The organism is Zobellella endophytica (genome assembly GCF_003012775.1).
Taxonomy (GTDB): Bacteria; Pseudomonadota; Gammaproteobacteria; order Enterobacterales; family Aeromonadaceae; genus Oceanimonas; species Oceanimonas endophytica.
Genome location: NZ_PXYG01000007.1, coordinates 108,151 through 134,820 on the forward strand (window position 1 = coordinate 108,151; position 26,670 = coordinate 134,820).

Below are 26,670 nucleotides of genomic sequence, written 5' to 3' on the forward strand. Positions count from 1 at the left end.
TCCTCGTTACAGCATGGGCAGGCGGCGGCCGCGCACGATCAGCAGCAATACCGGGGCGCCGATCAGGGCGGTCAGCACCCCCAGCGGCAGCTCGGCCGGCGCCGCGATCAGCCGCGACAGGGTATCGGCGCCGATCACCATGATCGGCCCGAGCGGCAGGCAGAGCCAGAGGGTGCGGCGGATATCGGGCCCGGCCAGGGCGCGGGCGACGAAGGGCACCACCAGCCCGACAAAGATGATGGGGCCGGCCACGGCGGTGGCCGAGCCGACCAGCAGGGCGACGATCACCACCGCCAGCAGCCGTATCCGGCCCGGATGGTGCCCGAGTCCCCGGGCCACCCGCTCACCGAGCGCCAGGGCCGCCAGCGGCCGCACGATCAGCAGCGTCAGCACCAGCGCCAGCAACAGCGAAGGCAGGATCTGGCCCAGTTGCGCCAGATCACGCCCGGCCACGCTGCCGGTGATCCAGAAGCGGATCTCGTCGGCGCTGCGCTGATCGAACATCAGCAGCAGCGAGGTCAGGGCCAGCAGCAGGCTGCTCAACGTCGCCCCGGCCAGCACCAGGCGGATGGGGTCGTTGCCGACCCCCTGCAGCCGGGCCGCGCTCAGTACCAGCAGGCAGCCGGCCAGGGCCCCGAGCTGGGCGACATGCACCGTCAGCGTGGCGGCGCTGGCTCCGAACAGCAACGCCAGGGTCACCGCGAAGCCGCTGCCGGCGCTGACCCCGAGCAGCCCGGGCTCCGCCAACGGATTGCGCGCCAGGGTCTGCATCAGCGCCCCGGCGCCCCCCAGCGCGATCCCGACCACCAGCCCGACCAGGGTGCGCGGCGCGCGCAGCTGCGCCACCACGAACCGAGCCTCGTCGGTACCGGCTCCGAACAGCGCCGCCAGCGCCTGCCGCGGGCTGATGTCACCGGCGCCGAACAGCAGGCTGGCCAGGCACACCGCCAGCAGCAGCATTCCCGTGGCCAGCAGCAACGCCGGCAGGCCGCGCCGGGAGGAGAGGTCCGCCATCCGCGTCAGGGCTCCAGGCTCGCCAGTACCGCCTCGATGTCATCGAGGATGGCATCCGCCGCCAGCGGGCCGCTGGCACTGGTCCAGAGCTGGCCGTCCACCGGCACCACGTGCTGCTGCCGGACCACCTGCAGGCGGGAGAATGCCGGGGACTGCTCGGCGGCCGCCAGGGCTTCGCGGCCGTCGCTGTTCAGGGTGGCCAGAAACAGCCAGTCGCCGTCGATCAGCGCCAGGTTCTCCTGGCTCAGCGGCGAGCTGTGCGGACGCCCCGGCTTGATGATGCCGGCGTCCCGCACCTCGAAGCCGACCACCTGCAGCAGGCTGGCCGAAAACAGCCCGGGCGACATCAGCAACGGGCCCTGGGGCATCCAGCGTGCCAGCGAGGTCTTGCGCGCCTCGGCCGGCTGCAGCGCATCGAAGCGCGCCTTCAGACTGGTGGCGCGCTCATCGACCCGCGCGATCACCTGCTCCAACTCGGCCTCGCGGTTCAGGGCCCGGGCGAAGAAGCGCGCTTCCCGCTTCCAGCTGTCTGGCTGGTACATTTCCACATCCGGCACCAGGGTCGGCGCCACCGCCGACAGCAGCCGGTACTGCTCTTCGGTCAGGGTCGAGGCGGCCAGGATCAGATCCGGCTGCAACGCGATCACCGCCTCCAGGTTGGTTTCACGGGGGCCGCCGACGATGGCGATGTCGCCGACCCGCTGCTGCATGTAGCTGGCGACGCCCTCGCCGCCGCGGGTGATGATGGCACCGAGCGGGGCCAGGCCGACCGCGTGGGCGGTGTCGAGCGCCCCTTCATACAGGGTCACCACCCGCTCCACCTCGCCGTCGATGGCGACGGCGCCGTATTTGGTGTCGAGGGTGCGAACCTCGGCCAGGGCCTGCTGTTGCCACAGCAGCGCGCCCAGCACCAGCGCCGCCGCCCTGAGGGTGCGCGCGGCGGGCCCGAATGAAATTCCTGACATGGTGTTTCTCCAACGATGTGTGGCGAGCGGATAGCGCCCGGATAGGTGCCTCTTGCCGCGAACGGTCGCGGCGCCCACGAAAGCGGTAATGATAATGGTTTGTGTTAGTAACAAGGAGAGGGCAAAGCTGAACACTGAGTTCCGGATAATGGAACAGGACGCGCGACCCGGGGGACGGCCGCCCGGGTCGCGCGCCGCATGGCGCAAGGCGAAGCGCCGCCTATTGCCCCGCCACCGTAGCCACGTAATGGGCCACCGCCGCTATCTGCTCCGCCGACAGGCTGTCGCCGAAGGCCGGCATGACCCCGACGCCCCCGCTCACCGCCTGGCGGACCTGCTCGGCGGTGGGCCTGAGCGTGTCGAGATCGGGGCCTATCTGGCCGGTGCTGCCGGCGTCGTTGAGGGTATGGCACAACCCGCAGGAGGGCTGGGCCTGCTGGGTGAAGACCAGCCGCCCCGCCGCCAGCCCCTCGTCGCCGGCGGCCGGCTGGGCCAGCGCCAGCAGCAGGGCCGGCATCATCCATCGCCGCATGGTATTCCTCGCTGTCTGTACGGCGGGCCCCGGGCCTGCCCGGTTTACGCCACGGTCAGGCTGACACCGTGATCCTTCCAGCCGTTGTGGCCGTAGCCCCGTTCGTTGTCGGTCCGTTCCGGCGGCTGCGCCTGGCCCTGGGCGTCGGTGGCCCGGCTGACCACCCGGTATTCGCCCGGCGCCAGCTCGGCGGCCAGCACGAAGGGCCGCCAGGCAAAGCGGCCCAGATCCGGCCCCAGCAGGCGGGCCTCGGCCCAGCTGCCGCCGTCGTCGAGCGAGACCTCGACCTTGCCCAGGGCCTGGTTGCCGCCGAAGGCCACCCCGTAGATCAGGGTGCGCCCCGCCGCCGCCGTAGTCAGCGGCGAGGTGATCCAGGATTTCACCGGCATTTCCCACATCGAGGGCTGATCCGGCGCCCCTTCCACCCCCACTTCCCGCACCCGGTAGCCGGAGCTCTGGATCTTGGCGTCGCTCTGTTCGGCGGTAAAGGCAATCTGCCGGACGTACTTGACGTTGTTGACCCCGAAATAGCCGGGTACCACCAGCCGCAGCGGGCCGCCATGGGCCAGCGACAGGGGGTCGTCGTTCATCTCCCAGGCCAGCAGCGCCTGCTCCAGCGCCGCCAGCGGCACCGAGCGCTCCACCATGACCGACTTGGGATCCAGGCCCTCGGGGAGGATCTCTCCCCCGGTTGCGGTGATGTAGTTCATGCCCTCCATCACCCCGCCCAGCTCGCGTACCACCTCGCGCAGCGGCACCCCGGTCCAGGCCACGCAACCGGCGGCGCCCACCTCCCACTGGGTGCCGCTGGCCCCGTGGGGGAAGAATTTGCGGCCGTTGCCGGAGCACTGCAGCACGCTGACCACGGTTTCCACCCCCATGGTTTTCAGCTGTTTCAGGCTAACGCTGCCCGACTGGCCGGCCCCCAGGATGTCCAGGGTCCAGCCGTCGGGATCGGCCACGATGTCGTTGCCCGGCGCCGGCAGGTTGTTACGGACAAACAGCTGATCGCTGGGGGTGAGCACACCGCGGCCGATGGCATCCCTCCTGGTTTCCAGGGTGTTGGCGCTGTGCACGATCAGCGCCTCGGGATCTTTCCAGCCGACGTAATCCGGCAGGGCGCCGTCCTGGGCGAGGGCCAGGGGCGACCAGCCCATCAGCCCGGCGCCGGCCACCACGCCGGCGCTGCCCAGCAGCCATTGCCGGCGTTCCAGGTTGACCGGCTCCGCAGCGGGGCCGGACGAGAATACGGGTTTGTTTGTAGCGGACACGACCAATCTCCTTCTGGTGCGGGTAGGCATGGAGCGGCACACGAAGCGGGCGGCTCTATAAAGGTCTAAGTGCTGGTTAAAAAAGTGTCAATCGATAAAGGTTTTATTAACACCCGCTAAACCGGAACGGGGTTCATCCCCGCCGCCAATGCCGGACTGGCACTCCATAATTGCGCCCCCGTCGGATCCGGTGTATACAAGAGATTCAACATCCATCTGGCACCATTTTCGCCTTCCCGCTGTCGCCGCGGGCCGGTTATCCGCTATCATGAGTACCAGGGGCCGGCGCGGCCCCGGCCATCGGCCCGATCGTCTCCCGCTCCAAGCAAAAATTGTAACATGCTGAATAGCATGAATTTTAAAGAATTCCTCTCGGTTATCGTCGTTGCTTTGGCGCCGCTGGCAAGAAATTTCCTGTTAAATAACATTGACAAACATCATAGAATTGAAAAAAATCTAACCACAAATTGTCAACATTTTAAAATTTAGAATGTGTACAGTTTAAACCAAGAAGGCAGCGCATGTGGTCTCAGCTCCCGCCCCAAGCAGGCAGGGCATCTGTTTCGATGCGCTAGGGTCCAAGTAATAAATATGAAACAGAGAAGGTAATACCATGGAAGCGTATCTGCTGGAATTTGGTAACTTGTTGCTGAGATGGCTGCACGTCATTGCCGCCGTCGCCTGGATCGGTGAATCCATCTACTTCGTGATGCTGGACAATGGCCTGAAGCCCCCCAAATCGGAAGAGTGCAAGAAGAAAGGGGTGTTCGGCGAAATGTGGGCGGTGCACGGCGGTGGTTTCTACCACAACCAGAAATATGCCACCAGCCCGGAAAAACTGCCGGATGACCTGCACTGGTCGTTCTGGAAGTCCTACACCACCTGGCTGTCGGGTTTCGCCCTGTTCACCCTGCTGTACATGACCAAGCCGAGCTTCTACCTGGTCAACCCCAACAGCGCCTGGGAATGGGCCGCCAACATGACCGGCTGGCAAGCCAACCTGGTCGCGCTGGTGTTCCTGGCCCTGGGCTGGATCCTGTACAACGAGCTGTGCAAACGCATCAGCCCCAACATGGAACGCGACGGCGTGCTCAGTATCGCCGTGGCCGTGATGATGGTGGTAGTCGCCTACCTGAGCGCCCATATCTTCTCCGGTCGTGCCGCCTTCCTGATCACCGGTGCCGTCATGGCCACCGCCATGTCCGCCAACGTGTTCTTCTGGATCATCCCCGGCCAGCGCCGCATGGTCAAAGCCTTGAAAGCCGGTGAAACCCCGAACCCGATCGACGGCAAGCGCGGCAAGCAGCGTTCGGTGCACAACACCTACTTCACCCTGCCGGTGCTGCTGCTGATGTTGAGCAACCACTACTCCTTCACCTACAACCACCCCCATGCCTGGGTGATCATGACGCTGTTCATCTTTGCCGGCGCGCTGATCCGTCAGTACTTCGTGCTGATGCACTCCGGCCAGCACAAGCCGGCCTATCCGGCGGTGGGTGTGCTGCTGATCCTGGCGGTGGTGTGGATCGGTGCCCCGGCCAGCCAGGCCCCGGCAACGGTCACCACACCGGCCAGCCAGGGCAGCAACGGCGCCCAGGCCGCCGAGCCGGCCGAAGCCGTCACTCTGACCCAGGTGCAGGGCATCATGGAGGCCCGTTGCGTGCAGTGCCACGCGGCCCAGCCGAGCCAGCCCGGTTTCGCCTCCGCCCCCTCAGGCATGATGATGGACTCGGAAGAGCAGACCCGGGTCCTGGCCCAGCAAATCAAGCAGGTGGTGGCCAGTGGCTACATGCCGCTGGGCAACATGACCCAGATGACCGATGAAGAGCGTGCGCTGATCGCCGCCTGGAACGGCAACTGAGTCTTCCCCGCTAAAAAACACCAGGGCCCACCATCCGGCGGGCCCTGGTCATTTCGCCCCGCTACTTCAGCGCCGGGCACCCCGGCACCGGCTCTTCCGGCTCGGTCAGGTTCGCCAGCCAGTAGCCTTTGCGGATCCGCCAGTACACCCCCAGCGCCTTCACCACTTCCTCGCTCAGCACCATGGCGTATACCCAGACGAAGGGCAGTTCCCAGAAAAAGGCCGCCAGCCAGGTCAGCGGCAGGCCGATGATCCACATGGCCACCATGTCCATCCCCAGGCAGAAGCGGCTGTCACCGCCGGAGCGCAGAATGCCCTGGATGGCGGTCATGTTGAATACCTTGACCCAGAACCCCAGGCACATCACCACCATCGCCAGTTGGGTCTGGTAGGCGGTGTCGGCGTCCGGCATGTTCATCCAGCCCAGCAGCGGCGGCGAGACCGCCAGCAGCATGAGCCCCAGCAGCAAGGAGCCCAGCGGCGCTATCCACAGGAAACGGTGGGCCAGCCAGCGGGCCTCGGCAAACTGATCCCGCCCCAACCGCTGACCGATCATGATGCCGCAGGCGCTGACCAGGCCGAAAAAGAAGGCGTGGTACATGCCTTCTATCGGCGCCAGCAGGCTCATCACCGCCAGCGGCACCGTGCCCAGGCGGCCGGCGATCAGGTGATAGCCGAGCGAGCCGGCCGACCACAGGGTAAAGTTGGCCACCAGCGGCCAGGTCAGGGCAATGAAATTCCCCGGCAGCCGGGTGCCGCGCAGCGCGCGCCAGGTGGCGCCTTCCAGCCGCAGCTCCGGCCGCTGTTGCTGCTCCCAGAGGATCCAGCCGAACTGGAACAGCCGGGCCAGCACGGTGGCGATGGCCGCCCCGGTCACCCCCAGGGCCGGCAGCCCCAGGCCGCCGTTGATCAGCCAGTAGTTGAGGGCGATGTTGAGCAGTATGGCCACCGCCGCGTACTTGAGCGGCCAGTCGGCGCGACCGATGGAACGCATGGCCGATTCGTAAACGATGATGCCCTGGGTGGTGAACAGGGTCAGGCCGATCAGGGTGAGATACAGGGTACCCAGCTCGACCACGTTGGGGTCGCTGCTGCCCAGGCGGATCAGCGGCGCGGACCAGCCCAGCAGCCAGAGGGTAAAGGGCAGCATCACCAGGGTGCCCAGCAGCAGCGCGCAGGCCAGGGTCTGGCGCACCTTGTCGCGCCGGCCGGCGCCGAAATACTGGGCCACCATGATGGAGCAGCCGGTGCCGATGGCCGCCATCACCAGGATCAGCACGAAGTTGAGCTTGGCCGACAGCCCCACCGCCGCCACCGCCTCGTTGCCCAGGTGGCTGACCATCAGCACGTCGGCCATGCCCAGCGCCGCCACCAGCGCCGACTGCACCGCCACCGGCAGCGCCAGGTTCATCACCTGCCGCCAGAATTGTCGATACCCCATAATGACTCCCGCCCGGGGCGCCCGCGCAGGCTGTCCCGGAATATTAAGGTAATGTGAAAAAGGATTAACAGTGACACAGAAGCCCCACCGCCAGTACCGAAACGGCTGGCAGGGCAGGCTGGAGAAGTAGTTATGATGGGGATATTCTAATGACCGGATGAAAATCAGGCTATGTGCATATGAATCAACAACCTGTGAATTTGAATCATGATGAGTTCCAGGACCTGCTGGTGCTGGGGCCGGAATGCCGGGAGCGCTTCCTGATCACCGAGGAGGTGCCGGAAATGCAGGAGTACGATCTGCACCTGGGTGGAGTCAGCGTGCTGAAGGGGCAGTACCAGGTCGGCCAGAAGGCGCCGGATCTGCACACCCTGCTGTTCACCACCGCCGGCCGGGGCCGGCTGTCGCTGCCGGGCAAACAGCTGGCGATCCAGCCCGGCAGCGTCACCCTGCTGCCGGTGAACCGGCCCTTCCTGTTCGAGCTGGACGGCGACGACTGGCACATGGCCTGGCTGCTGCTGCGCGACAGCGGCACCTGGGCCCCGCTGCGCGAGCACGACAGCGACGTGTTCCAGCACGAGCAGGTCTGGGCCCTGGCGCCGCTGATGGACACCCTCTACCACCAGACCCGCACCCCGCGCCGGCGCCAGCTGCTGGCCCTGGTCAACGAACTGCTCACCGAAATCCTGCTGCGGCAGAGCGGCCTCAGCCGGCTGGAAATGGCGGTCAAGCAGCTGTTCGCCCGGCTCGAGGCCCAGTTGCACCAGAAATGGAGCCAGGCCTCCCTGGCGGAAGAAGTGCACTGCTCGGTGCCCCATCTCAACCGGGTCTGCCGCAAGCTCTACGGCCAGAGCCCCATGCACCGGCTGGCCCGGCTGCGCCTGCAGCGGGCCCGGGAGCTGCTGGCCCACAGCAACTGGCAGGTCAGCCAGATAGCCCAGCGGGTCGGCTACCCGGACGCCTTCAACTTCAGCCACTGGTTCCGCCATCACACCGGGCTGTCGCCGTCCCGCTTCCGGGAGCAGTCCCGTGCCCATGCGCCCGCCAAGCGCTAGCCATACCCGCCTTGGTCGACCACATTGCATAGCAAAATAAAAATCTGAACTGTTATGTTAATTCTGTATAAGTTACCGTTAAATAGAGATTAAATAAGACATCCGTCACAATGCGGCGCAAAAATTAGGCTAAGATAGGCCCTATGGTCCAACCACCGGGGCGGGCCATCAACCCACGATAAAGGAAAACGACCATGAACCAGCCTAACGAAGACATGAACGACAAGATCTGCGTGGTGACCGGCGCCGCCCGGGGCCTGGGCCGGGCCATCAGCGAAGCCCTGGCCCGGGCCGGCGCCACCCGGGTCTATGCCTGCGACATCAATATGGCGCCGGCCCAGAGCTGGATCGGGGATTACCCCAATGTGACCGCCGCCACCCTGGACGTGTGCGATCCGCAGGCCCTGAGCGAGCTCAGCGGCCGCATCCTGGCCGAGCACGGCCGGGTGGACGTGGTGGTGAACAATGCCGGCATCACCCGCGATGCCCTGCTCGACAAGATGACCGAGTCGGACTGGGATCTGGTGATGAACGTGAACCTCAAGGGGGTGTTCATGATGACCCAGGCCATGCTGCCGCTGATGAAGCTGCACAACAAGGGCAGCATCGTCAGCATCTCTTCCATCGTCGGCACCGACGGCAACATCGGCCAGAGCAACTATGCGGCCAGCAAGGGCGGCATCATCTCCATGACCCGGGGCTGGGCCAAGGAATTCGCCCGCGGCGGCGCCCGGATCCGCGCCAACTGCATCGCCCCCGGCTTTATCAATACCGAGATGACCCAGGCGGTGCCGGAGAAGGTGCTGGACAAGATGCGCGCCCGCATCCCTCTGGGCGAGCTGGGCGAACCCCGGGACATCGCCGAGGGCGTGCTGTTCCTGGCCAGCGAGCGCTCACGCTACATCACCGGCCAGGTGCTGAAAATCGACGGCGGTCTGGTGCTCTAATCCTCACAACACCTCCGCCCGGCTGCTCAGGTGCAGCCGGCGGCGCAATCGCCGGGCCAGGGCGTCCACCAGGATATTGAGCCCGGCGCACACCAGCAGCAACGCCATGGCCCGATCGAAGCGGAACTCGCTGAACGCCGAATCGATAAAAAAGCCCAGGGTGGGAATGCCCAGCATGCCCAGTATCGCCGTTTCCCGGATCAGGTTCTCGAACCGGTACAGGCTGTAGGCCATAAAGGCCCGGTACAGCCGGGGCAGCACCTCGAACAGGTAAAGATTCACTCCGCGGGGAGCGTCCTCCCGCAGCGCCAGGCCATTGAGATGATGCCCCAGCAGGTGGGCGATGATGGCGCCGTTGTGCAGGCCGAGCGCCAGCATGGCCGGCAGCATGCCCGGGCCGAGCAGCAGCATGCCGATAAAGGCCAACAGGTATTCGGGCAGGGAGCGCATCAGCACCAGCCACCCGTGGCTGAGGGTGCGGCTGGCCGGGTTGCCGAAGCGGCGGGAGATGGCCGGAAACCAGGCCAGCGCCAACAGGGCGGTAACCACCAGCGCCAGCAGGGCCAGCACCAGGGTGTTGAACAGCCCGGGCGCCATCTGCCCCCGCCACAGCGCCCCCAACCAGGGCCAGAGCCCGGCCCAGTCGCCGACCCGCAGCGGGGCAGGCACTATGTCCTGAGTGAAAAAGCGCGCCATCAGCGCCCAGTCCAGGCTGGCCAGGGGCGGCAGCCAGAGCAGCGCCGCCAGCAGGCAGAGCGGCACCAGCCGGGGCCGGAGCCACCACTTGATGGTGGCGATGATCAGCACCAGGGCGTAGAAGAAGCTCGCTGCCTCGTCGTAGTAGCCCTGGCGCAGCAGGGACTCCAGGTGATAGCCCAGGGTCGGCAGGCCGATAAAGCCCAGCACCGCCGAGCTGCGGATGCCGCACTCCAGCCGGTAGCCGGTGTAGGTGGCCATCTGCCGCCCACACAGGGGCAACTGGATGAACAGCAGCCGGGACAGGCCGCCGACACCCGGGGGGAGCGCCTGCTCCGGCGCCGGATCCGCCTCTTCGAACAGCTCGCCGTAGATCTTGGCGAAGGTGCCGGCGTAGGGTAGCGCGATGGCCAGTACCCCGGCCGGCGCCGTGAGCCCCAGCAACTGGATAAACAGCAGCGCCCAGAACAGCTCGTGCACCGCCCGCAAGGCCGCCGCCAGCCGGCGCACCCAGGCCAGACGGTAGCCCGCCGCCAGTCCCAGCCCCAGCACCGCCCCCAGGGCCACCCCCTGCAGGGCGAAGGCCAGGGTGTTGGCGAGGGCGGCAAGCAGGGTCCCCGCCTCGGGCGGGGCCGGCAGCAACAGGCCGGCGCCGAGGCGGGAAAGCTCGTGCCAGGGGTCCAGGACGGTAACGGACAAATCGGCCCAGGGCAGGCACAACAGCGCCAGCAGCAGGAACAGCAGGCTGCTGTGCACCATGGCCCGGGCCGGCTGCGGCTGGGCCATCAGCGGCTCCGGTACAGGGCGCGCAGCTGGTCCGGGGTCAGCGCCTGGCTGGCCGCGTCCAGCACCACCCGCCCCTGGCGCAGGCCGACGACGCGGGTGCAGTGAGTGAGCGCCTGCTCCACGTTGTGCAGCGCCAGCACCACGGTGCGGTGGCGGGCACAGACCAGCCGCAGCAGCTCGTCGGCCTGGCGCTCGTCCAGCGCCGACACCGGCTCGTCGCCGATAAAGATGGGCTTTTGCTGGTACAGGGCCCGGCCCAGGCCGACCCGCCCCTGCTGGCCGCCGGAGAGCCGCTCGGCGGCGGTCCACAGCTGGCCGGCCAGCCCCAGCTGGCTGGCCAGCTCGGTGATCTCGGCCCGGGGCCGGGCCAGGGGCCGCACCAGGTTGGCCAGGTTGTACCAGCAGGGATGGCGCTCGAGCCGCCCCATGTAGATGTTGTGGAAGGCCGACAGCATGGGCACCAGCCCCGGCTGCTGCGGGCACCAGGCCACTTCATGGGGGCGCAGCTCGCGCAGCCGGCGCAGCAGGGTGCTCTTGCCGGTGCCCGACTCGCCCAGCAGGGCGATCTTGTCCCCTTCCCTCACCTCCAGCGACAGCTCGCGCAGCACGGGGGTGCCCGCGTAGCCCAGGGTGTCCTGGTGGAAGCGGAACAGGCTGGCGCCCTTGTCCATTACGGCTCGGGATCCATGATGCCGATGGCCACGGCGGTATCGCGGATGGGGGCGTAGTCATCGTTGCCCGCCGCGATAAAGCCAGAGCGGGGGAAGGCCGCCAGCAGCTCGGGATCTTTCATCTCCAGCAGCGCCTGCTGCACCTTCTGCTTGAAGCCGGCGCCGAAGCGCGCGTCCACGTCGCCGCGGATGCTCCACTGGTAGTCGGGATAGGTCGGCGTGGCCCAGATCACCCCGACCTTGCTCTCGTCGATATTGCCCTTGGCCTTTTCCGCCTCCCACACCGCGTAGTTCACCGCGCCCAGCTCGAAGGCGCCGGACTGCACCAGGCTGATGGTGCGGTTGTGGTCGCCGGAAAAGCCGACCCGGGAGAACAGCTGCTCCGGCGCCTGGCCGAAGTGCTGGCGCAGGTAGAACTCGGGCATCAGCCGGCCGGAGGTGGAGCCCTTGTCGCCGAAGGTGAAGCGCTTGCCGGCCAGCCCGGCGGGTAATTGCTCACTCTCGCCCAGACCGGTACTGGCGTGGGCGATGATGTAGCTGACGAACTCGGTGTCTTCCACCCCCTGGGCGATGGCCTCGCTGCCCGGCACCAGCTCGCGGGCCTGCACCCCGGTCAGGCCGCCGAACCAGGCCAGCTGCACCTGATCGTTGCGAAAGGCGCTCACCGCCGCCGGGTAGCTCTTCACCGGAATGTACTGCACCTCCACCTCCAGCTTTTCAGACAGGTAGTCGGCAATCTTGCCGAAGCGCTCGGTCAGGTGGCGTTCATCCTGATCGGGGATGGCGGTAAACACGAAAGGCGCGGCCTGGGCCAGAGAGCCCAGGCACAGAGTCATCAGGCCCAACAGGCGGGCACGCAAAACAGGGGTCATCTTCATGGTCGACTCATCCGGAAAAAGGCGGGAGCCGGATTATAGCCGAAAGCCGGCCGGGATCAGAGCCCCAGCCAGCCGTTCATCAGCGCCATGTAGACCAAGGTGCCGGCGAGGATGCTGAGCAGCGCCTGCCGGCGCCACAGCTGCAGCGCCGCCACCACCGCCACCGCAAGCAGCTGATGGCTGCCGTCGGCGGGCGCGCTCCACTGGTGCACCCCCATGGCATAGAGGGTGAGCAGCACCATCATGGCCACCGGCAGCCGCCGGCCCAGCACCTGGATGCGCCTGTGGTGGGCGATAACCCCCCGCGCCACGAAGGGGAAGGCGCGCAGGCCGAAGGTGACCGCCCCCATGATCAGCGCCGCCAGCAGGTAGTCGAGTTCAGACATGGGCCACCTCCCGCCTGGATTCGGGCCAGGCCAGCAACACCAGCACCAGCATCAGCGAGGCCGCCAGCAGGAAGTAATCACTGACCCAGATGCCGGCCACGGCCGCGGCCAACAGCCCCAGGGCCACGGCGCCCCAGTCCTTTTTGGCGCGGATCTGCTCCACCGCCAGCACGGTGAACAGGGCGGTGAGGGCGAAGTCCAGCCCCTGCAGGCCGGGGGGCAGGCCCCGTGCCAGCAGTATGCCCGCCAGGGTGCCCAGCACCCAGTAGCCCTGGTTGAACAGCGTTACCAGCAGGGCGGTCTTGCTGTCCTTCACCTGGCCGGAGGCGCTGAGCAGGGAATAGGTTTCGTCGGTGATGCCGAAGATAAAGTACTGGCGGCCGAGGGCGCCCTTGGGCAACAGGTGATAGAGCGACAGGCCGTAGAACAGGTGGCGGAAATTCACCAGCAGCGCCGCCACCGCCAGATCGATCCAGCCGATGCCCGCCGCCAGCATGCCCACCGCCAGGTATTGCAGGGCGCCCGCATAGACCAGCACGCTCATCAGCGGCGCCCAGTACCAGCTCAGGCCCGCATCCACCCACAGCACCCCGAATACCGCCCCCAATGGCAAATAGCCCATCATCACCGGCAGGGTAAGCGGCACCACGCCGCGCCACGTATCCATGATTTTCGCCCCGATACCTTATAAAACATTAAAAATTAAGGGATTCACCCTGCATTAGCAAGGTATTAACGCCGCCAGGCAGGCGATTTTCCGGCAGGCGCCAAACGGAACATGCTTTGAGCAAACGGACTTTTATTCGGCGCAACAACCACATAACCCGACCCTGACCGGTATGAAGACATGGCGGAGCCGAGCCCCGTGCGCTGGTGGCGGGCCGCCTTTCGCCCGCGCCACCCATGACCGACGGCCAGGAGCGGCTGACGGACACCCTGTTGTTCTTTTCCTTTATCGCCCTGCGGGTGGGCGGCACAGACTGCTGAAGTGGGCTGGCCACGGCGCCGGCGAGCTGGGCCGGGCAACCCCTGGCCACCAGCCGCCAGATGGCCGCCCATGAAGCGGAATTGCAGGGCATTACCCGATTGCTGATCAGCTTGCATCACCGATGCATCCAGATGGCCAGACATCCTGGCGTGCATTGGCAGCATTTAAATAACCGATCCTAATAGTGCTACATCGGCCGGGTCCCGCACGCAGACACGCCGTGAACCCATCCCTGGGGGCTCCGCCGCGCCATCCCTGGCGCGAAGGGTCTGCTTAGCAGCCCCGGTCGCTGTCGGCAGTGATCTACCATTCGGAACAGTTATTTAAACAATGAAAATAATGGTATATTTTCAATAAATCATGAATTATATTCATAAGGTTAAGTGCTAAAGACCGGAGTTAAGTGATGTTGGAGCGGTTTCACCTTGAAGTACTGGCAGCCATAAAAGAGCAAGGAACCTTAACCCAGGCGGCTGAATCGTTAAATTTATCCCAGTCTGCATTGAGTCACAGCATCAAAAAATTAGAAGGCCAGATCAAAACACCCGTTTGGCAAAAAGAAGGGAGAAACTTGCGCCTTACCGATGCGGGTGAACGAATTCTGACTCTTGCCAATCGGGTATTGCCGCAATTTAAACACACTGAACTGCTATTGCATCAGATAGCGACAGGCGAAATGGGTTCACTTCGCATCGGCATGGAATGCCACCCTTGCTATCAATGGCTGTTAAAAGTGATTGAACCTTATCTTGAAAAGTGGCCAAGCGTTGACATTGACGTGAAGCAGGAATTTCAGTTCGGTGGTCTGGGTGCCCTGCATAGCTACGAGATCGATATCCTCGTCACACCTGATCCCTTGTATAAACCTAATTTGACGTTTATACCGGTATTTGACTATGAACATAGACTCGTCGTTTCGGCAGCTCACCGCCTTGCCATGCAAGACTCGATCATGCCTGAACAGCTGAGTGAAGAAGTATTATTTAGCTACCCGGTAGAGCCTGAGCGGCTGGATGTTTACAGTCAGTTTTTAAATCCCGCAAAATGCACGGTCAAAAAACACAAGACAATCGAAACGACGGAAATCATGTTGCAAATGGTGGCAGCAGGCAGAGGCGTCTGTGCATTGCCTGGTTGGTTAGTGGATGAATTCGCCAAAACAATGGTCATTAAAAGCCTCCGGTTCGGTCAACATGGGATTAGAAAACAAATCTTTTTGGGAATACGAAAAGGCGAAGAACAGATTAATTACCTGAGTGATTTCATTGCTCAGGCTCAGCAGGTCAGATGATCACGCTGCTTTTTCATTCAAACTCCCTCATCTGTTAAATAGCTGTTCCGAATAGTAGATCAATCAAGACAGCGGGCGGGTACTGCTAAGCAGACCCTCTGCGCCAGGGATGGCGCGGCGGAGCCTCCAGGGATGGGTTCACGGCGTGTCTGTGTGCGGTGCCCGGCCGATGTAGCACCATTAGGATCAGTTATTTAAATCATACAGCTGCCGCCCCTGCCAAGTGTTCCAACATCAGTCACAGGCGGTTGTGTCCTGCTCGTTGCACACGCAGCTAACCCAACGTTTACAGGCATCGCCGGCGTTGCTCGAAGCAGCTGCGCCCCGTGAACCCGGCATACCGCTTGCTCTTGTGGGCGCAGGCTTGCCACTAATCATGAAAAAATTGCATGTGTTTATGAGATAAAATCATTTTTGCTCATGTAATGTCCCCTGTATAACATAGCCACGCTTAGCTCTAGACATCTGGACTTCTAGATAACAGACCATCATCAAGCCCAGAAAGAGCAACAAACAGATTCAGATTTTAGTGCGGGAAATGGGGTATCAGGACATTATGAATAACGAATTTAAATTTACCATCAACAGCATTGCTTTCGATGAAAACTATCAGCCCTCTGACAGTACGCGTATTACCACCAACTTTGCTAACCTGGCCAGAGGGGAGAGCCGCCAGGAAAATTTGCGTAACGCCTTAACGATGATTGACAATCAATTTAATTCCTTGGCTAACTGGGATAATCCGAAAGCAGATCGTTATTCAGTTGAACTTGAAATCATTTCCGTTGATATGGATATTGATAACGAAGGCAATGGTCAAAGTTTTCCTACTATCGAAATATTGAAAACGAATATCGTTGATCACAAAACCAACAAACGTATTGAAGGCATTGTAGGGAATAATTTTTCCTCGTACGTGCGGGATTATGACTTCAGTGTGCTGCTGTTGGAGCATAACAAGGATAAGCCGGGTTTCAGTATCCCGGAAAACTTTGGCGATCTGCACGGCAAACTTTTTAAATGTTTTGTGAATTCCGATGCCTACAAGCAGAACTTTACTAAACTGCCTGTGATATGCCTCAGTGTTTCCGATAACAAGACTTATCATCAAACTGAGAACCATCACCCAATATTAGGTGTTGAGTACCTGCCCAATGAATCATCCTTGACTGAGCAATACTTCAAGAAGATGGGATTGAAGGTTCGTTATTTTATGCCGCCAAATAGCGTTGCCCCTCTGGCCTTTTACTTCTTTGATGATTTGCTTAATGATTACAGCAACCTTGAACTTATCAGCACCATCAGCACGATGGAAACTTTTCAAAAGATTTACCGACCTGAAATTTATAATGCTAACGCGGCAGCAGGAAAATGCTATAAACCAAACCTGAAGAACCTGGACCACTCATTAACTCAGATTGTTTATGATCGAGAAGAACGTAGCCAGTTAGCTATCAAGCAGGGAAAACTTGCTGAGGAGAATTTCATCAAGCCATACCAATCCATTCTTGAGCAATGGTCTGCCAATTACGCCTTATAATTAACGACAATATAAAACGGTACTCTTTATGAAAAGATTATTACCCACTTCAACTGCGGGCAGTTTACCCAAACCTTCCTGGCTTGCACAACCTGAGACACTTTGGTCACCCTGGAAATTGCAGGAAGAGGAATTAATTGATGGAAAACACGATGCGTTACGTGTGTCGTTGCAAGAGCAGCAACAAGCTGGCATTGATATTGTCAGTGATGGCGAGCAAACGCGCCAGCATTTTGTGACTACGTTTATTGAGCACCTTAGCGGTGTTGATTTTGAGAAACGTAAGACCGTTAAAATTCGTGATCGCTATGATGCGAGTGTACCGACGGTCGTTGGGGCAGTCAGTCGCCAGCAGCCAGTTTTTGTTGAAGATGCCAAGTTTTTACGTCAGCAAACCAGGCAACCTATCAAATGGGCCCTGCCAGGCCCCATGACCATGATAGATACGCTTTATGATGACCATTATAAAAGTCGCGAAAAGCTGGCCTGGGAATTCGCCAAGATACTCAATCAAGAAGCCAAAGAATTAGAAGCGGCTGGCGTTGACATTATCCAATTTGATGAGCCTGCATTTAATGTGTTTTTTGATGAGGTAAATGATTGGGGGATTGCTGCTTTAGAAAGAGCAATTGAAGGACTTAAATGTGAAACGGCCGTACATATTTGCTATGGCTATGGCATCAAAGCCAATACGGACTGGAAAAAGACGTTAGGTTCCGAGTGGAGACAATATGAAGAAGTGTTCCCCAAACTGCAAAGATCTAATATCGATATTATCTCATTAGAATGTCACAACTCTCGTGTCCCAATCGAGCTGCTTGAACTCATTCGAGGTAAAAAGGTGATGGTCGGGGCCATTGATGTTGCAACCAATACCATCGAGACGCCAGAGGAAGTCGCCAATACCCTACGAAAAGCACTTGAGTTTGTAGATGCCGACAAGCTCTACCCTTGTACCAACTGCGGCATGGCCCCCTTATCTCGTCGAGTAGCAAGAGCCAAGCTAAATGCCTTAAGTGCAGGTGCAGAAATCCTCCGAAGAGAACTCTCGGCCCAGGGCGTTGTTTCCTAAATCAGTGAACTATCTGTCTCAGCCATGATCTGATCAGCTGACGAACGGACTCAGGTGCAGACAGATAGGCAAATCGCGGCACAACATCAGCAACTGGCGGCAGTACAACCGGACCTTGGTCAATCGTGGTTCACTGACCTTCTGGATGGATGAAGAGGCTATCCGGCAGTGGTACTGCCATCAGCACATGGACGCCGGGGACGCGGCTTTTACGATAGTGACGTCGCCATCGAAACCGTCCTCGCGCTCAAGGACTTCTTTGGCCTGCCACTGCGGCCGCTGGAAGCGGTTTATCAACTCCATTTTTCAACTGATGGACATACCCCTGACTTCGCCGGGATACAGCTGCATCTGCCAGCGCGCCCGGACCGTAAACGTGCAATACCGTTTGCCCAACAAAGGTGCTGTCACTCCCCTGGTTATCGATGTCATCGGGCTGAATCTACGAAGGCACCGAGAGACCGGATATGTACCGCCACCAGATTAATGAACTCGACAAACTGGAGCTTAGTGTGGGAGGGATAAGTCGACCCGCTCATCATCCGTTGTTCACGGACGCCTCCCGGCCGCCTCGTTATTTCATACTTGGATCTTCGCCCAGGCGGAGATCCACAACCTATTGAACCGAATGTCCCTCTGTAACGAGGATGACGAAAGTAATCCCCGTTGTCCTTGTCGGCGGCCAGCTTGATCCAGCCGTTCGCCTTGCCCCTCCCCCCGACGACTAAGACGTAAAACCTATTAATAGAAAGAAAATAAATATTTCACTAACCGGTTACAAAAAACCAATATCTGCACAAATTATCGACTTCCTGTTTTTTGCCATGCGGGCGACCAAAGGAGAATCACCATGAATGGAAAATTTGATGCAGACAAAATCGACGCCCTGGTGGATGCCAGGAACGGACGCATCACACCGCTGATTTTCACCGATCCAGAACTCTACGAACTGGAGCTGGAACGACTCTTCGGTCGCTGCTGGCTGTTCCTGTGCCACGAGAGCCAGATCCCCAAGGCCGGCGACTTCTTCAACACCTACATGGGCGAGGATCCCGTTATCGTCACCCGGCAGAAGGACGGCAGCATCAAGGCCTTGCTCAACCAGTGCCGTCACCGCTCCATGCGGGTATGCCATGCGGACTCCGGCAACACCCGCGCCTTTACCTGCCCCTATCACGGCTGGTCCTACGGGGTGGATGGCGCCCTGAAAGACATTCCGCTGGAGGATCGGGTCTATCCCCAGGGCGCCTGCAAGGAACAATGGGGCCTGCTGGAAGTAAACCGTGTCGCCAGCTACAAGGGGCTTATCTTCGGCTGCTGGAGCGACGAGACGCCTGCCCTCGAGGAATACATGGGCGACATCGCCTGGTATCTGGATGGTGTGCTGGATCGCCGGGAAGGCGGCACCGAGATCATCGGCGGCGTCCATAAATGGGAAATCGAGTGCAACTGGAAGTTTGCGGCCGAACAGTTCGCCTCCGATCAATACCACGCCCTGTTCTCCCACGCTTCCGCCATCCAGGTGCTGGGCGCCCAGCCCGATGACGAAGGTTCCAAGAAGCTGGGCGCGGCCCAGACCGCCCGCCCGGTGTGGGAAACCGCAAAAGACGCCATCCAGTACGGCCAGCGGGGCCACGGTTCCGGCTTCTTCTTCACCGAAAAGCCGGATGCCAACGTCTGGGTGGACGGGGAAGTGGCCCAATATTTCCGCGACACCTACCAGGAAGCGAAGGAACGCCTGGGTGAGGTGCGCGCCCTGCGCCTGGCCGGGCATAACACCATGTTCCCGACCCTGTCCTGGCTGAATGGCACCGCCACCCTGCGCATCTGGCACCCGCGGGGGCCGAACAAGACCGAAGTGTGGGCCTTCTGCATTTGTGACAAGGACGCCCCCCAGGAGGTGAAGGAAGCCTTCGAACGCTCGGCGACCCGCGCCTTCGGCCCGGCCGGCTTCCTGGAGCAGGACGACTCGGAAAACTGGGTGGAAATCCAGAAGGTACTGCGCGGCTACAAGGCCCGCCAGAGCAAGCTTATCGTCGAAATGGGGTTGGGCAACGAGAAGGTTCGTGAAGACGGCATTCCCGGCATCACCAACTATATCTTCTCCGAAACCGCCGCCCGCGCCATGTACCGCCGCTGGGCCGACCTGCTGATGCATGAAAAATGGGCAGACGTCGAAAAGGCAACCGAGCAGTTTGAAAAGGAGCTGGTGTGATGAGTCGCTTAATCCCCGTAAACCTCGAGCTTTACCATGAGATCTCGCAATTCATGTATGTCGAGGCGCAACTGCTCGATGACTGGCACTTCCGCGACTGGCTGGACCTGCTGGACGAGGACATCAGCTATACCCTGCGCACCAACGTCAATGCCCAGACCCGCGACCGCCGACGCAGCGTGCAGCCGCCGTCCACCTGGGTGTTCAACGATGACAAGCACCTGCTGGAGCGCCGTATCGCCCGCCTGGAAACGGGCATGGCCTGGGCCGAAGAGCCGCCCTCACGCACCCGCCACCTGATCACCAATATCCGGGTGGAGCCGACGGATATAGCGGGTGAATACGGCGTTTACACCAATTACCTGCTGTACCGCTCGCAAAAGGAAAAGGACATCACCATCTATGTCGGCAAGCGCGCGGACCGGGTGCGCAAGGCCGATACGGAGCCGGGCTGGAAGATCTGCCGGCGTGAAATCACGCTGGACCAGGCCACCTATACCTCTCACAACCTGAGCGTACTTTTCTGATGAACAAGATATTTGTTTGCAACATCGACGAGCTGGAAGAAGGCGAAGCACTGAAAGTGGACTGCGGCGTCAACGGGATCGATGCCCTGGCCGTGTTTAATTCCCAAGGCAACTTCTTCGCCATGAATGACCGTTGCAGCCATGGCAATGCCTCCATGTCCGAAGGCTACCTGGAAGACGACGGCACCGTGGAGTGCCCTCTTCATGCGGCCCGCTTCTGCCTGAAATCCGGCAAGGCGATGTGCATGCCGGCAACGGATCCGATCCAGACCTTTCCGGTGGTGATCGAAGACGATGCCCTCTACGTAGACATGGCGGGGTAACGACCATGGGCTGGCTGGAAGGAGAAGTGATTATTATCACCGGGGGCGGCTCGGGACTGGGACGGGCGCTGATCGACCGTTTTATCCGGGAAGGCGCACGCATCGGGGTACTGGAGCGGGCCGAGGACAGGGTGAAGGCGTTGGCCGAACGATACGGCGACCGAATCGTGGCGGTGACCGGCGACGTCACCAGTTACAACGACAATCTGCGCGCGGTGGAAGCCACCGTGGCCCGTTTCGGCAAGCTTGACTGCTTTGTCGGCAACGCGGGTATCTGGGATCACGGCGCCGACATCCTGAGCCTGTCCGGCGACGATCTCGAGCAGGCGTTTGACGAAATAGTGTCGGTCAATACCAAGGGCTACCTGCTCGGGGCCAAGGCTGCGGTGGATGAACTGATAAAAACCGAAGGCGCCATGATCTTCACCCTGTCGAACGCGTCCTTCTATCCGGCGGGAGGCGGTCCCATCTATACCCTGAGCAAGCACGCTGGCGTGGGCCTGGTCAGGGAGCTGGCTTATGAGCTGGCACCCAGGGTGAGGGTCAACGCCGTGGCCCCTTCGGGCATGAGAACCAACATTCCCGGCGCCGCCGCCCTGGGCCAGGACCAGCTCGGGCTGCTCGACGCCCGGGATCCGGAAAAAATCGCGGGCGGCATGCCCCTGAAGTTCCTGCCCGAACCCGAGGACATGACCGGCCCTTACGTCCTGCTGGCCTCACGGCAGAATAACCGCACCCTGACGGGGGTGTTTATCAATGCGGACTGCGGCCTGGGCATACGGGGCTTGCGCCAGCCCAATGCGGGGCTGTTTTAAGGTGGAAGGGATAAGAAAATGAGTCTGTCACACATCGTCATCATCGGTGCCGGCCAGGCGGGTGCCAACGCCATCCTGGAACTGCGCGCTCATGGCTATGAAGGGAACCTCACCCTGATCGGGGACGAACCCCATTTGCCCTATGAGCGCCCGCCCCTGTCCAAGGAGGTCATTCTGACCCCGGGGTCCGCCCGGGTCGAAATACTGTCGGCGGAAAAGCTGGAAGCGCTGAAGGTGACCGTGATTACCGGCAATGGCGCCGAACGCATCGACCCCGAGGCGCACCTGATCGAGCTGGAAAACGGCGAGACCATCGGCTACGACAAACTGCTGATCGCCACCGGTGGCGCACCGCGCCGCCTGCCCATGTTGGACCGCCTGGAAAAACAGGTTTATACCCTGCGCAACCTGGAAGATGCCAGGAAGCTGGTTACCGTGTTCACGGCCGAAAAAAGGATCGTTCTGGTCGGCGGCGGCGTGATCGGGCTCGAGCTGGCTTCCAGCGCCAGCGCCAAGGGCTGCCGGGTAACGGTGCTCGAGCAGGAGTCCATGGTAATGAAGCGCTGTGCGCCCGCCGCTCTGGGTGAGTATTTGGTCGGGCGACACCGGGCCCAGGGGATCGATATCCGCCTGGCCACCGGGGTAACCCGTGCCGAGTGGCAGGGCGAGGAGATCCATCTTTCCCTGCAGGATGACCAGACCCTGGTGGCGGACGCCGTTGTGTACGGCATCGGCATCGTCCCCAATGTGCAGCTGGCAACCACAGCGGGGCTGGAGGTCGATGGCGCCATCCTGATCGACAAACACTGCCAGAGCTCGCACCCGGATATCTATGCCGCGGGCGATGTCGCCGCCCGGCGCAACGGCGCGGACCGCCCTCGGCGTATCGAAACCTGGGAAAACGCCAACAACCAGGCCGCCATTTTCGCCCGCCATGTGTTGGCGCTGGAGCCGCCGGCCGCCAGGGCGCCCTGGTTCTGGACCGATCAGCTCGGCATCAACGTCCAGTTTGTCGGCGACATGGCGGCGGCGCAGTGGCATGTGCGCGGCGACATGGCGGGCCCCGACACCAACTCGGCCTTCTCTCTGCTCGGTGTGAGCGACGGCACCGTGGTGGCCGGCATCACCGTAAACCAACCCCGGGAAATGAGAAACCTGAAAAAAATGGTGGACAACCGGGTGTGTTTCCAGCCAGAAACTCACCTGGATACCAGCCGGGATCTGCGCAAAATAGTCTGAATCGTTGAACCTTGACCCCCTTCGGCCTGCTCCTTAGGGGCTTGTGAGTCAAGGCGCGGGCCGCGTACCATGGTGGCCCGATGCAGGCGAAACCATCCTATGATCAACAGCAATAAATTTCCCTGAACGTACTGCCAGAAGGAGTATTCCATGGAGTTACGGCATTTGCGCTACTTTGTAACCGTGGCCGAGGAACTGAGCTTCAGCAAGGCAGCCAACCGGCTCTATACGTCCCAACCCTCCCTGAGCCAGCAGATCAAGGATCTCGAAACCGAACTCGGCGTCAGGCTCTTCAACAGAACCAAACGCAAGGTGGAGCTGACGGAAGAAGGAGAGGTCTTTCTCCGGGAAACCCGACTGACCCTGGCCCAGGCGGAAAAGGCGGTGTCCATCACCCGCCAGGTCGCCCAGGCCAGGGCATTCCGCCTTGCCATCGGCTTCGTTCCCGTCGCCGAAATGAACGTCTTCCCCCATATACTGCCGGCTTTTCGTATTCACTACCCCGATCTGAGCGTGGAGCTGAAAAGCCTGAACAACCAGCAGCAGATTGAACGGCTGCGCAACGGCGAACTGGATATCACCTTTACCCGCGACAATGTGCAGGATGAGGAAATCGACAGCTTCCTGATCCTGAAAGAGCCCCTGAAGTTCCTGATCCCGAAGAACCATCCCCTGGCCGACTACGAGGTGGTGCCGGTCAGGATGCTCGACCAGCAGGACTTCATCATCGTCAATCCGTCGGAATCCCTGCCCCTGTACAACCTGATCCTGGCGTTCGCAGAACAGAACCATATCCAGCTCAATATCGTGCAGCAGGCCGACAATATCCTGCTGAACATCAACCTGGTCAATATCGGCATGGGCTGCAGCATACTCCCCACCTACATCACCCCTATCGGGCAGGAAAATGTCGTGCTCAGGCCACTGCAGCCCGAGCTGCCGTTGATCGGCCTCTATGCCAACTACCGCAAGGACAACGGCTCCCCCATCCTCGCCACCTTTATCGGGCACCTGAAGAAACTGTCCTTCAAAGGCGGACAATATTCCGACACGGGATAATACATCCCGTCATACTCCCGATGACCTAATACAAAAAGGGAGCCGAAGCTCCCTTTTTCATGGTGGACAAGCTGAAACGAATTACAGCGCTTTCAGGATATTGTCCACGCTGTCCTTGGCGTCGCCGAACAGCATGACGCTGTTTTCGCGGAAGAACAGCGGGTTCTGCACCCCGGCGTAGCCGGTGTTCATGGAACGCTTGAACACCACTACCTGCTGGGCCTTCCACACTTCCAGCACCGGCATGCCGGCGATGGGGCTGGCCGGATCTTCTGCCGCCGAGGGGTTGACGGTGTCGTTGGCGCCGATCACCAGTACGGTGTCGGTGTCGTCGAAGTCGTCGTTGATCTCGTCCATTTCCAGCACGATGTCGTAAGGCACCTTGGCTTCCGCCAGCAGCACGTTCATGTGGCCGGGCAGACGACCCGCCACCGGGTGGATGCCGAAGCGCACCTTGACGCCGGCCGCGCGCAGCTTGGACACCAGATCCGCCACCGGGTACTGGGCCTGGGCCACCGCCATGCCGTATCCGGGGGTGATGATCACCGAGCTGGAGTTCTTCAGCATTTCGGCCACGTCCTCGCCGTTCACCTCGGTGTACTCGCCGTCTTCCTCTTCACCGCTGCTCACGGCACCGTCGGAGCCGAAGCCGCCGGCGATAACGGAAACGAAGGAGCGGTTCATGGCCCGGCACATGATGTAGGACAGGATGGCACCGGAGGAGCCCACCAGGGCGCCGACGACGATCAGCAGGTCGTTGGAGAGCATAAAGCCCGCCGCCGCCGCCGCCCAGCCGGAGTAGGAGTTGAGCATGGAGATCACCACCGGCATGTCGGCGCCGCCGATGCTGGCCACCAGGTGCCAGCCGAAGGCCAGGGCGATCAGGGTCATCACCAGCAGGGCGAAGCTGGAGCCTTCCACCTGCACGAACCAGATCAGCAGCAGGGCGGACACCACCACCGCCAGCAGGTTCAGCTTGTGGCGATGCGGCAGCATCAGCGGCTTGGACGATACCAGGCCGCGCAGCTTGCAGAACGCCACGATGGAGCCGGTGAAGGTGACGGCACCGATAAACACACCGAGGAAGACTTCGGTGTTGTGAATGTTCAGCATGGCGCCGGACATGTCACCGTGATCGATGTAGGTGTTATAACCCACGAACACCGCCGCCAGGCCGACGAAGCTGTGCAGTATGGCGATCAGTTCCGGCATTTCGGTCATTTCCACTTTCAGTGCGAAGCGGATACCGATGGCGGCACCGATGGCCATGGCCACGACGATCCAGCCCAGGCCGGTGACCTCGGGGTTGAAGATGGTGGCCAGCAGGGCGATGGTCATGCCCGCCACGCCGAACCAGTTACCGGCCTTGGCCGATTCCTGCTTGGACAGACCCGCCAGACTCAGAATAAAGAGCACGGCGGCGATAATATAAGACGCAGTTACAAGTCCTTGTGACATTCCATTAGCCCTTTCTAAACATCTTAAGCATACGGTGTGTAACGGTGAAACCGCCAAACACGTTGATTGAGGCGATCAGTACCGCCACAAAGGCGAGGAAGGTGACAAAGCCACCGGCTCCCACCTGGGACAGGGCCCCCACCACGATAATCCCGGAAATGGCGTTGGTGACCGACATCAGCGGGGTATGCAGGGAGTGGGACACGTTCCAGATCACGTAGTAACCCACGATGCAGGCCAGTACGAACACGGTGAAGTGGGACAGGAACTCGGCCGGCGCCACCGCCGACAGCCAGGCGAACAGCAGCACGCCGACGCCGCCCAGATAGTACTTGAGGTTGCTCGGCTGCTTGGCGTGGGGCTCGGCGGCCGGCTTGGCCGCGGCCTTGGCCTTGGGTGCGGCGGAGACGCTGATGGCGGGCGGCGGGAAGGTGACTTCACCGTCCTTCACCACCGTCATGTTGCGCAGCACCACGTCCTCGAAGTCGACGTCGATGTTGCCGTCCTTCTCCTTGCACAGCAGCTTGGCCAGGTTGACCAGGTTGGTGGAGTACAGGGTGGAGGACTGGGTCGGCAGCCGGCCGTTGAGGTCGGTGTAGCCGATGATCTTGACGCCGTTGTCGGACACGAACAGCTCGCCAGGCTTGGTCAGCTCGCAGTTGCCGCCGTTTTGCGCCGCCAGATCCACGATCACCGAGCCTGGGTTCATGGCCGCCACCATTTCGGCGGTGATAAGCTTTGGCGCCGGCTTGCCGGGGATAAGCGCCGTGGTGATGATGATGTCGACTTCCTTGGCTTGCTGCATGAACAGCGCCATTTCGGCATCGATGAAGGCCTTGCTCATCTCCTTGGCGTAACCGTCGGAAGAATCGGCTTCTTCTTCATAGTCGAGTTCGAGGAACTCGGCACCCATGGAGTTGATCTGTTCTTTTACCTCGGGGCGGGTGTCGAAGGCGCGGACGATGGCGCCGAGGGAGCCGGCGGCACCGATGGCGGCCAGGCCGGCCACGCCGGCACCGATCACCAGCACCTTGGCGGGCGGCACCTTGCCGGCGGCGGTGATCTGGCCGGTGAAGAAGCGGCCGAATTCATGGGCGGCTTCCACCACGGCACGGTAGCCGGCGATGTTGGCCATGGAAGACAAGGCATCCAGGGACTGGGCGCGGGAAATACGCGGCACCATGTCCATGGCCATCACGGTCACGCCCTTGGCCTTGAGTTGTTCCACCAGCTCGGGGTTTTGCGCCGGCCAGATAAAGCTGACCAGGGTGGTGCCGGCCTGCAGCCGCTCGATTTCTTCGGCGGTGGGGGCGTTGACCTTGTAGATGATGGCGGATTGCCAGATTTGATCGGCGCCCACCAGCGAGGCGCCGGCCGCTTCATAGGCCGCATCCTCGAAGCTGGCCTTGATGCCTGCACCCTGCTCGATGCACACGTCAAAACCGAGTTTACGCAGCTGTTCGACCGACTTGGGGGTCGCCGCCACCCGAGTCTCGCCGCTAAGCGTTTCCCTTGGAATTCCAATTAACATAATAATTCCCTGATTAATGTTGATATCGCACCGGATACCGACGAGGCGCGTCCGGTTTCGGGCAAGCTGTTCCTTCAACTGCCAGGCAGCCTTGCCTTTGTTGCTCCAG

General features: G+C 61.4%; 25 protein-coding genes. 13 read left to right on the forward strand and 12 right to left on the reverse strand.

Going from position 1 to position 26,670, the window contains the following annotated elements; genetic code table 11:
* Positions 1 to 6 precede the first annotated feature (6 nt).
* From C7H85_RS15065 to sorT, 4 genes are all read right to left on the reverse strand, one after another.
* Positions 7 to 1,014: a FecCD family ABC transporter permease gene (locus tag C7H85_RS15065; RefSeq protein ID WP_106730522.1), complete on the reverse strand. Its 1,008-nt coding sequence runs from the start codon at positions 1,012 to 1,014 to the stop codon at positions 7 to 9.
* Positions 1,015 to 1,019: 5 nt separating this feature from the next.
* Complete coding sequence (locus C7H85_RS15070; protein ID WP_106730523.1) at positions 1,020 to 1,979, reverse strand: ABC transporter substrate-binding protein; 960 nt, start codon at positions 1,977 to 1,979, stop codon at positions 1,020 to 1,022.
* A gap of 220 nt (positions 1,980 to 2,199) precedes the next feature.
* A complete protein-coding gene (sorU, locus tag C7H85_RS15075) occupies positions 2,200 to 2,511 on the reverse strand; it encodes a SorU family sulfite dehydrogenase c-type cytochrome subunit (RefSeq protein WP_106730524.1) in 312 nt (103 codons plus the stop codon).
* A 44-nt stretch (positions 2,512 to 2,555) separates the two neighbouring features.
* On the reverse strand, positions 2,556 to 3,782 hold the full coding sequence (gene sorT, locus C7H85_RS15080) for a SorT family sulfite dehydrogenase catalytic subunit (RefSeq protein WP_210433669.1): 1,227 nt from the start codon (positions 3,780 to 3,782) through the stop codon (positions 2,556 to 2,558).
* 613 nt (positions 3,783 to 4,395) lie between these two features.
* On the opposite strand from sorT, the gene C7H85_RS15085 reads away from it, so the two are divergent.
* The gene (locus tag C7H85_RS15085) at positions 4,396 to 5,643 is read left to right on the forward strand and encodes a urate hydroxylase PuuD (RefSeq protein WP_106730526.1); all 1,248 of its coding nucleotides are present in this window, start codon (positions 4,396 to 4,398) and stop codon (positions 5,641 to 5,643) included.
* Positions 5,644 to 5,704: 61 nt separating this feature from the next.
* Here the strand turns inward: C7H85_RS15085 and C7H85_RS15090 are convergent, their stop codons facing one another.
* On the reverse strand, positions 5,705 to 7,084 hold the full coding sequence (locus C7H85_RS15090; protein WP_106730527.1) for an MATE family efflux transporter: 1,380 nt from the start codon (positions 7,082 to 7,084) through the stop codon (positions 5,705 to 5,707).
* A 179-nt stretch (positions 7,085 to 7,263) separates the two neighbouring features.
* On the opposite strand from C7H85_RS15090, the gene C7H85_RS15095 reads away from it, so the two are divergent.
* Both C7H85_RS15095 and fabG read left to right on the forward strand, forming a co-directional pair.
* Entirely contained in the window at positions 7,264 to 8,139 is an 876-nt protein-coding gene (locus C7H85_RS15095; protein WP_106730528.1) for a helix-turn-helix transcriptional regulator, read from the forward strand.
* Between the two features lie 194 nt (positions 8,140 to 8,333).
* Positions 8,334 to 9,086: a 3-oxoacyl-ACP reductase FabG gene (gene fabG, locus C7H85_RS15100; RefSeq protein ID WP_106730529.1), complete on the forward strand. Its 753-nt coding sequence runs from the start codon at positions 8,334 to 8,336 to the stop codon at positions 9,084 to 9,086.
* 3 nt (positions 9,087 to 9,089) lie between these two features.
* On the opposite strand, the gene C7H85_RS15105 is transcribed toward fabG, so the two are convergent.
* From C7H85_RS15105 to C7H85_RS15125, 5 genes are read right to left on the reverse strand one after another with little or no spacing between them, the layout of a single operon-like run.
* Positions 9,090 to 10,568, reverse strand: a complete 1,479-nt coding sequence (locus C7H85_RS15105; protein WP_245879688.1) for a PhnE/PtxC family ABC transporter permease — start codon at positions 10,566 to 10,568, stop codon at positions 9,090 to 9,092.
* Positions 10,568 to 11,239: an ATP-binding cassette domain-containing protein gene (locus C7H85_RS15110; protein ID WP_106730530.1), complete on the reverse strand. Its 672-nt coding sequence runs from the start codon at positions 11,237 to 11,239 to the stop codon at positions 10,568 to 10,570. Before C7H85_RS15110 ends, C7H85_RS15105 begins: the two co-directional genes overlap by 1 nt.
* Positions 11,239 to 12,117 carry a putative selenate ABC transporter substrate-binding protein gene (locus C7H85_RS15115; RefSeq protein WP_245879689.1) on the reverse strand — a complete coding sequence of 293 codons (879 nt, stop codon included), beginning with the start codon at positions 12,115 to 12,117 and terminating at the stop codon, positions 11,239 to 11,241. The genes C7H85_RS15110 and C7H85_RS15115 overlap by 1 nt, the downstream gene beginning before the upstream one ends.
* A 56-nt stretch (positions 12,118 to 12,173) precedes the next feature.
* Complete coding sequence (locus C7H85_RS15120) at positions 12,174 to 12,503, reverse strand: branched-chain amino acid transporter permease (protein ID WP_094039295.1); 330 nt, start codon at positions 12,501 to 12,503, stop codon at positions 12,174 to 12,176.
* On the reverse strand, positions 12,496 to 13,170 hold the full coding sequence (locus C7H85_RS15125) for an AzlC family ABC transporter permease (RefSeq protein WP_106730531.1): 675 nt from the start codon (positions 13,168 to 13,170) through the stop codon (positions 12,496 to 12,498). Before C7H85_RS15125 ends, C7H85_RS15120 begins: the two co-directional genes overlap by 8 nt.
* 727 nt (positions 13,171 to 13,897) lie before the next feature.
* Between C7H85_RS15125 and C7H85_RS15130 the strand changes: the two genes are divergently transcribed.
* From C7H85_RS15130 to hcaR, 10 genes are all read left to right on the forward strand, one after another.
* Positions 13,898 to 14,782, forward strand: coding sequence for a LysR family transcriptional regulator (locus C7H85_RS15130; protein WP_106730532.1), 885 nt, complete (start codon positions 13,898 to 13,900; stop codon positions 14,780 to 14,782).
* Positions 14,783 to 15,338: 556 nt separating this feature from the next.
* A complete protein-coding gene (locus C7H85_RS15135) occupies positions 15,339 to 16,322 on the forward strand; it encodes a DUF1852 domain-containing protein (RefSeq protein WP_106730620.1) in 984 nt (327 codons plus the stop codon).
* A gap of 28 nt (positions 16,323 to 16,350) precedes the next feature.
* Entirely contained in the window at positions 16,351 to 17,394 is a 1,044-nt protein-coding gene (locus C7H85_RS15140; protein ID WP_106730533.1) for a methionine synthase, read from the forward strand.
* 115 nt (positions 17,395 to 17,509) lie between these two features.
* Positions 17,510 to 17,881, forward strand: coding sequence for a transposase (locus C7H85_RS15145; protein ID WP_425445077.1), 372 nt, complete (start codon positions 17,510 to 17,512; stop codon positions 17,879 to 17,881).
* A 363-nt stretch (positions 17,882 to 18,244) separates the two neighbouring features.
* Positions 18,245 to 19,609 (forward strand): 3-phenylpropionate/cinnamic acid dioxygenase subunit alpha, encoded by a 1,365-nt coding sequence (hcaE, locus tag C7H85_RS15150; RefSeq protein ID WP_106730535.1) that lies wholly within the window; start codon positions 18,245 to 18,247, stop codon positions 19,607 to 19,609.
* Positions 19,609 to 20,136, forward strand: a complete 528-nt coding sequence (gene hcaF / locus C7H85_RS15155; RefSeq protein WP_106730536.1) for a 3-phenylpropionate/cinnamic acid dioxygenase subunit beta — start codon at positions 19,609 to 19,611, stop codon at positions 20,134 to 20,136. Before hcaE ends, hcaF begins: the two co-directional genes overlap by 1 nt.
* A complete protein-coding gene (hcaC, locus tag C7H85_RS15160; RefSeq protein WP_106730537.1) occupies positions 20,136 to 20,459 on the forward strand; it encodes a 3-phenylpropionate/cinnamic acid dioxygenase ferredoxin subunit in 324 nt (107 codons plus the stop codon). The genes hcaF and hcaC overlap by 1 nt, the downstream gene beginning before the upstream one ends.
* Before the next feature lie 5 nt (positions 20,460 to 20,464).
* Positions 20,465 to 21,274 (forward strand): 3-phenylpropionate-dihydrodiol/cinnamic acid-dihydrodiol dehydrogenase, encoded by an 810-nt coding sequence (hcaB, locus tag C7H85_RS15165; RefSeq protein ID WP_106730538.1) that lies wholly within the window; start codon positions 20,465 to 20,467, stop codon positions 21,272 to 21,274.
* Between the two features lie 18 nt (positions 21,275 to 21,292).
* A complete protein-coding gene (gene hcaD, locus C7H85_RS15170; RefSeq protein WP_106730539.1) occupies positions 21,293 to 22,513 on the forward strand; it encodes a 3-phenylpropionate/cinnamic acid dioxygenase ferredoxin--NAD(+) reductase subunit in 1,221 nt (406 codons plus the stop codon).
* 150 nt (positions 22,514 to 22,663) lie between these two features.
* Positions 22,664 to 23,572 carry a DNA-binding transcriptional regulator HcaR gene (hcaR, locus tag C7H85_RS15175; protein WP_106730540.1) on the forward strand — a complete coding sequence of 303 codons (909 nt, stop codon included), beginning with the start codon at positions 22,664 to 22,666 and terminating at the stop codon, positions 23,570 to 23,572.
* A gap of 81 nt (positions 23,573 to 23,653) precedes the next feature.
* Here the strand turns inward: hcaR and pntB are convergent, their stop codons facing one another.
* Both pntB and C7H85_RS15185 read right to left on the reverse strand, forming a co-directional pair.
* A complete protein-coding gene (gene pntB / locus C7H85_RS15180) occupies positions 23,654 to 25,030 on the reverse strand; it encodes a Re/Si-specific NAD(P)(+) transhydrogenase subunit beta (protein ID WP_106730541.1) in 1,377 nt (458 codons plus the stop codon).
* A gap of 4 nt (positions 25,031 to 25,034) precedes the next feature.
* Positions 25,035 to 26,561 carry a Re/Si-specific NAD(P)(+) transhydrogenase subunit alpha gene (locus tag C7H85_RS15185; protein ID WP_106730542.1) on the reverse strand — a complete coding sequence of 509 codons (1,527 nt, stop codon included), beginning with the start codon at positions 26,559 to 26,561 and terminating at the stop codon, positions 25,035 to 25,037.
* Between the last annotated feature and the right edge of the window lie 109 nt (positions 26,562 to 26,670).

Coding starts and splice junctions, on each gene's coding strand:
- fabG (WP_106730529.1), top strand. CDS start 8,334: ATGAACCAGCCTAACGAAGACATGAACGACAAGATCTGCGTGGTGACC.
- pntB (WP_106730541.1), bottom strand. CDS start 25,030: ATGTCACAAGGACTTGTAACTGCGTCTTATATTATCGCCGCCGTGCTC.
- C7H85_RS15095 (WP_106730528.1), top strand. CDS start 7,264: ATGAATCAACAACCTGTGAATTTGAATCATGATGAGTTCCAGGACCTG.
- C7H85_RS15090 (WP_106730527.1), bottom strand. CDS start 7,084: ATGGGGTATCGACAATTCTGGCGGCAGGTGATGAACCTGGCGCTGCCG.
- C7H85_RS15085 (WP_106730526.1), top strand. CDS start 4,396: ATGGAAGCGTATCTGCTGGAATTTGGTAACTTGTTGCTGAGATGGCTG.
- C7H85_RS15130 (WP_106730532.1), top strand. CDS start 13,898: ATGTTGGAGCGGTTTCACCTTGAAGTACTGGCAGCCATAAAAGAGCAA.
- hcaF (WP_106730536.1), top strand. CDS start 19,609: ATGAGTCGCTTAATCCCCGTAAACCTCGAGCTTTACCATGAGATCTCG.
- hcaB (WP_106730538.1), top strand. CDS start 20,465: ATGGGCTGGCTGGAAGGAGAAGTGATTATTATCACCGGGGGCGGCTCG.
- C7H85_RS15135 (WP_106730620.1), top strand. CDS start 15,339: ATGAATAACGAATTTAAATTTACCATCAACAGCATTGCTTTCGATGAA.
- C7H85_RS15105 (WP_245879688.1), bottom strand. CDS start 10,568: ATGGCCCAGCCGCAGCCGGCCCGGGCCATGGTGCACAGCAGCCTGCTG.
- hcaD (WP_106730539.1), top strand. CDS start 21,293: ATGAGTCTGTCACACATCGTCATCATCGGTGCCGGCCAGGCGGGTGCC.
- hcaC (WP_106730537.1), top strand. CDS start 20,136: ATGAACAAGATATTTGTTTGCAACATCGACGAGCTGGAAGAAGGCGAA.
- sorU (WP_106730524.1), bottom strand. CDS start 2,511: ATGCGGCGATGGATGATGCCGGCCCTGCTGCTGGCGCTGGCCCAGCCG.
- C7H85_RS15140 (WP_106730533.1), top strand. CDS start 16,351: ATGAAAAGATTATTACCCACTTCAACTGCGGGCAGTTTACCCAAACCT.
- C7H85_RS15120 (WP_094039295.1), bottom strand. CDS start 12,503: ATGTCTGAACTCGACTACCTGCTGGCGGCGCTGATCATGGGGGCGGTC.
- hcaE (WP_106730535.1), top strand. CDS start 18,245: ATGAATGGAAAATTTGATGCAGACAAAATCGACGCCCTGGTGGATGCC.
- C7H85_RS15070 (WP_106730523.1), bottom strand. CDS start 1,979: ATGTCAGGAATTTCATTCGGGCCCGCCGCGCGCACCCTCAGGGCGGCG.
- C7H85_RS15125 (WP_106730531.1), bottom strand. CDS start 13,170: ATGGATACGTGGCGCGGCGTGGTGCCGCTTACCCTGCCGGTGATGATG.
- C7H85_RS15115 (WP_245879689.1), bottom strand. CDS start 12,117: ATGAAGATGACCCCTGTTTTGCGTGCCCGCCTGTTGGGCCTGATGACT.
- C7H85_RS15185 (WP_106730542.1), bottom strand. CDS start 26,561: ATGTTAATTGGAATTCCAAGGGAAACGCTTAGCGGCGAGACTCGGGTG.
- C7H85_RS15065 (WP_106730522.1), bottom strand. CDS start 1,014: ATGGCGGACCTCTCCTCCCGGCGCGGCCTGCCGGCGTTGCTGCTGGCC.
- C7H85_RS15110 (WP_106730530.1), bottom strand. CDS start 11,239: ATGGACAAGGGCGCCAGCCTGTTCCGCTTCCACCAGGACACCCTGGGC.
- hcaR (WP_106730540.1), top strand. CDS start 22,664: ATGGAGTTACGGCATTTGCGCTACTTTGTAACCGTGGCCGAGGAACTG.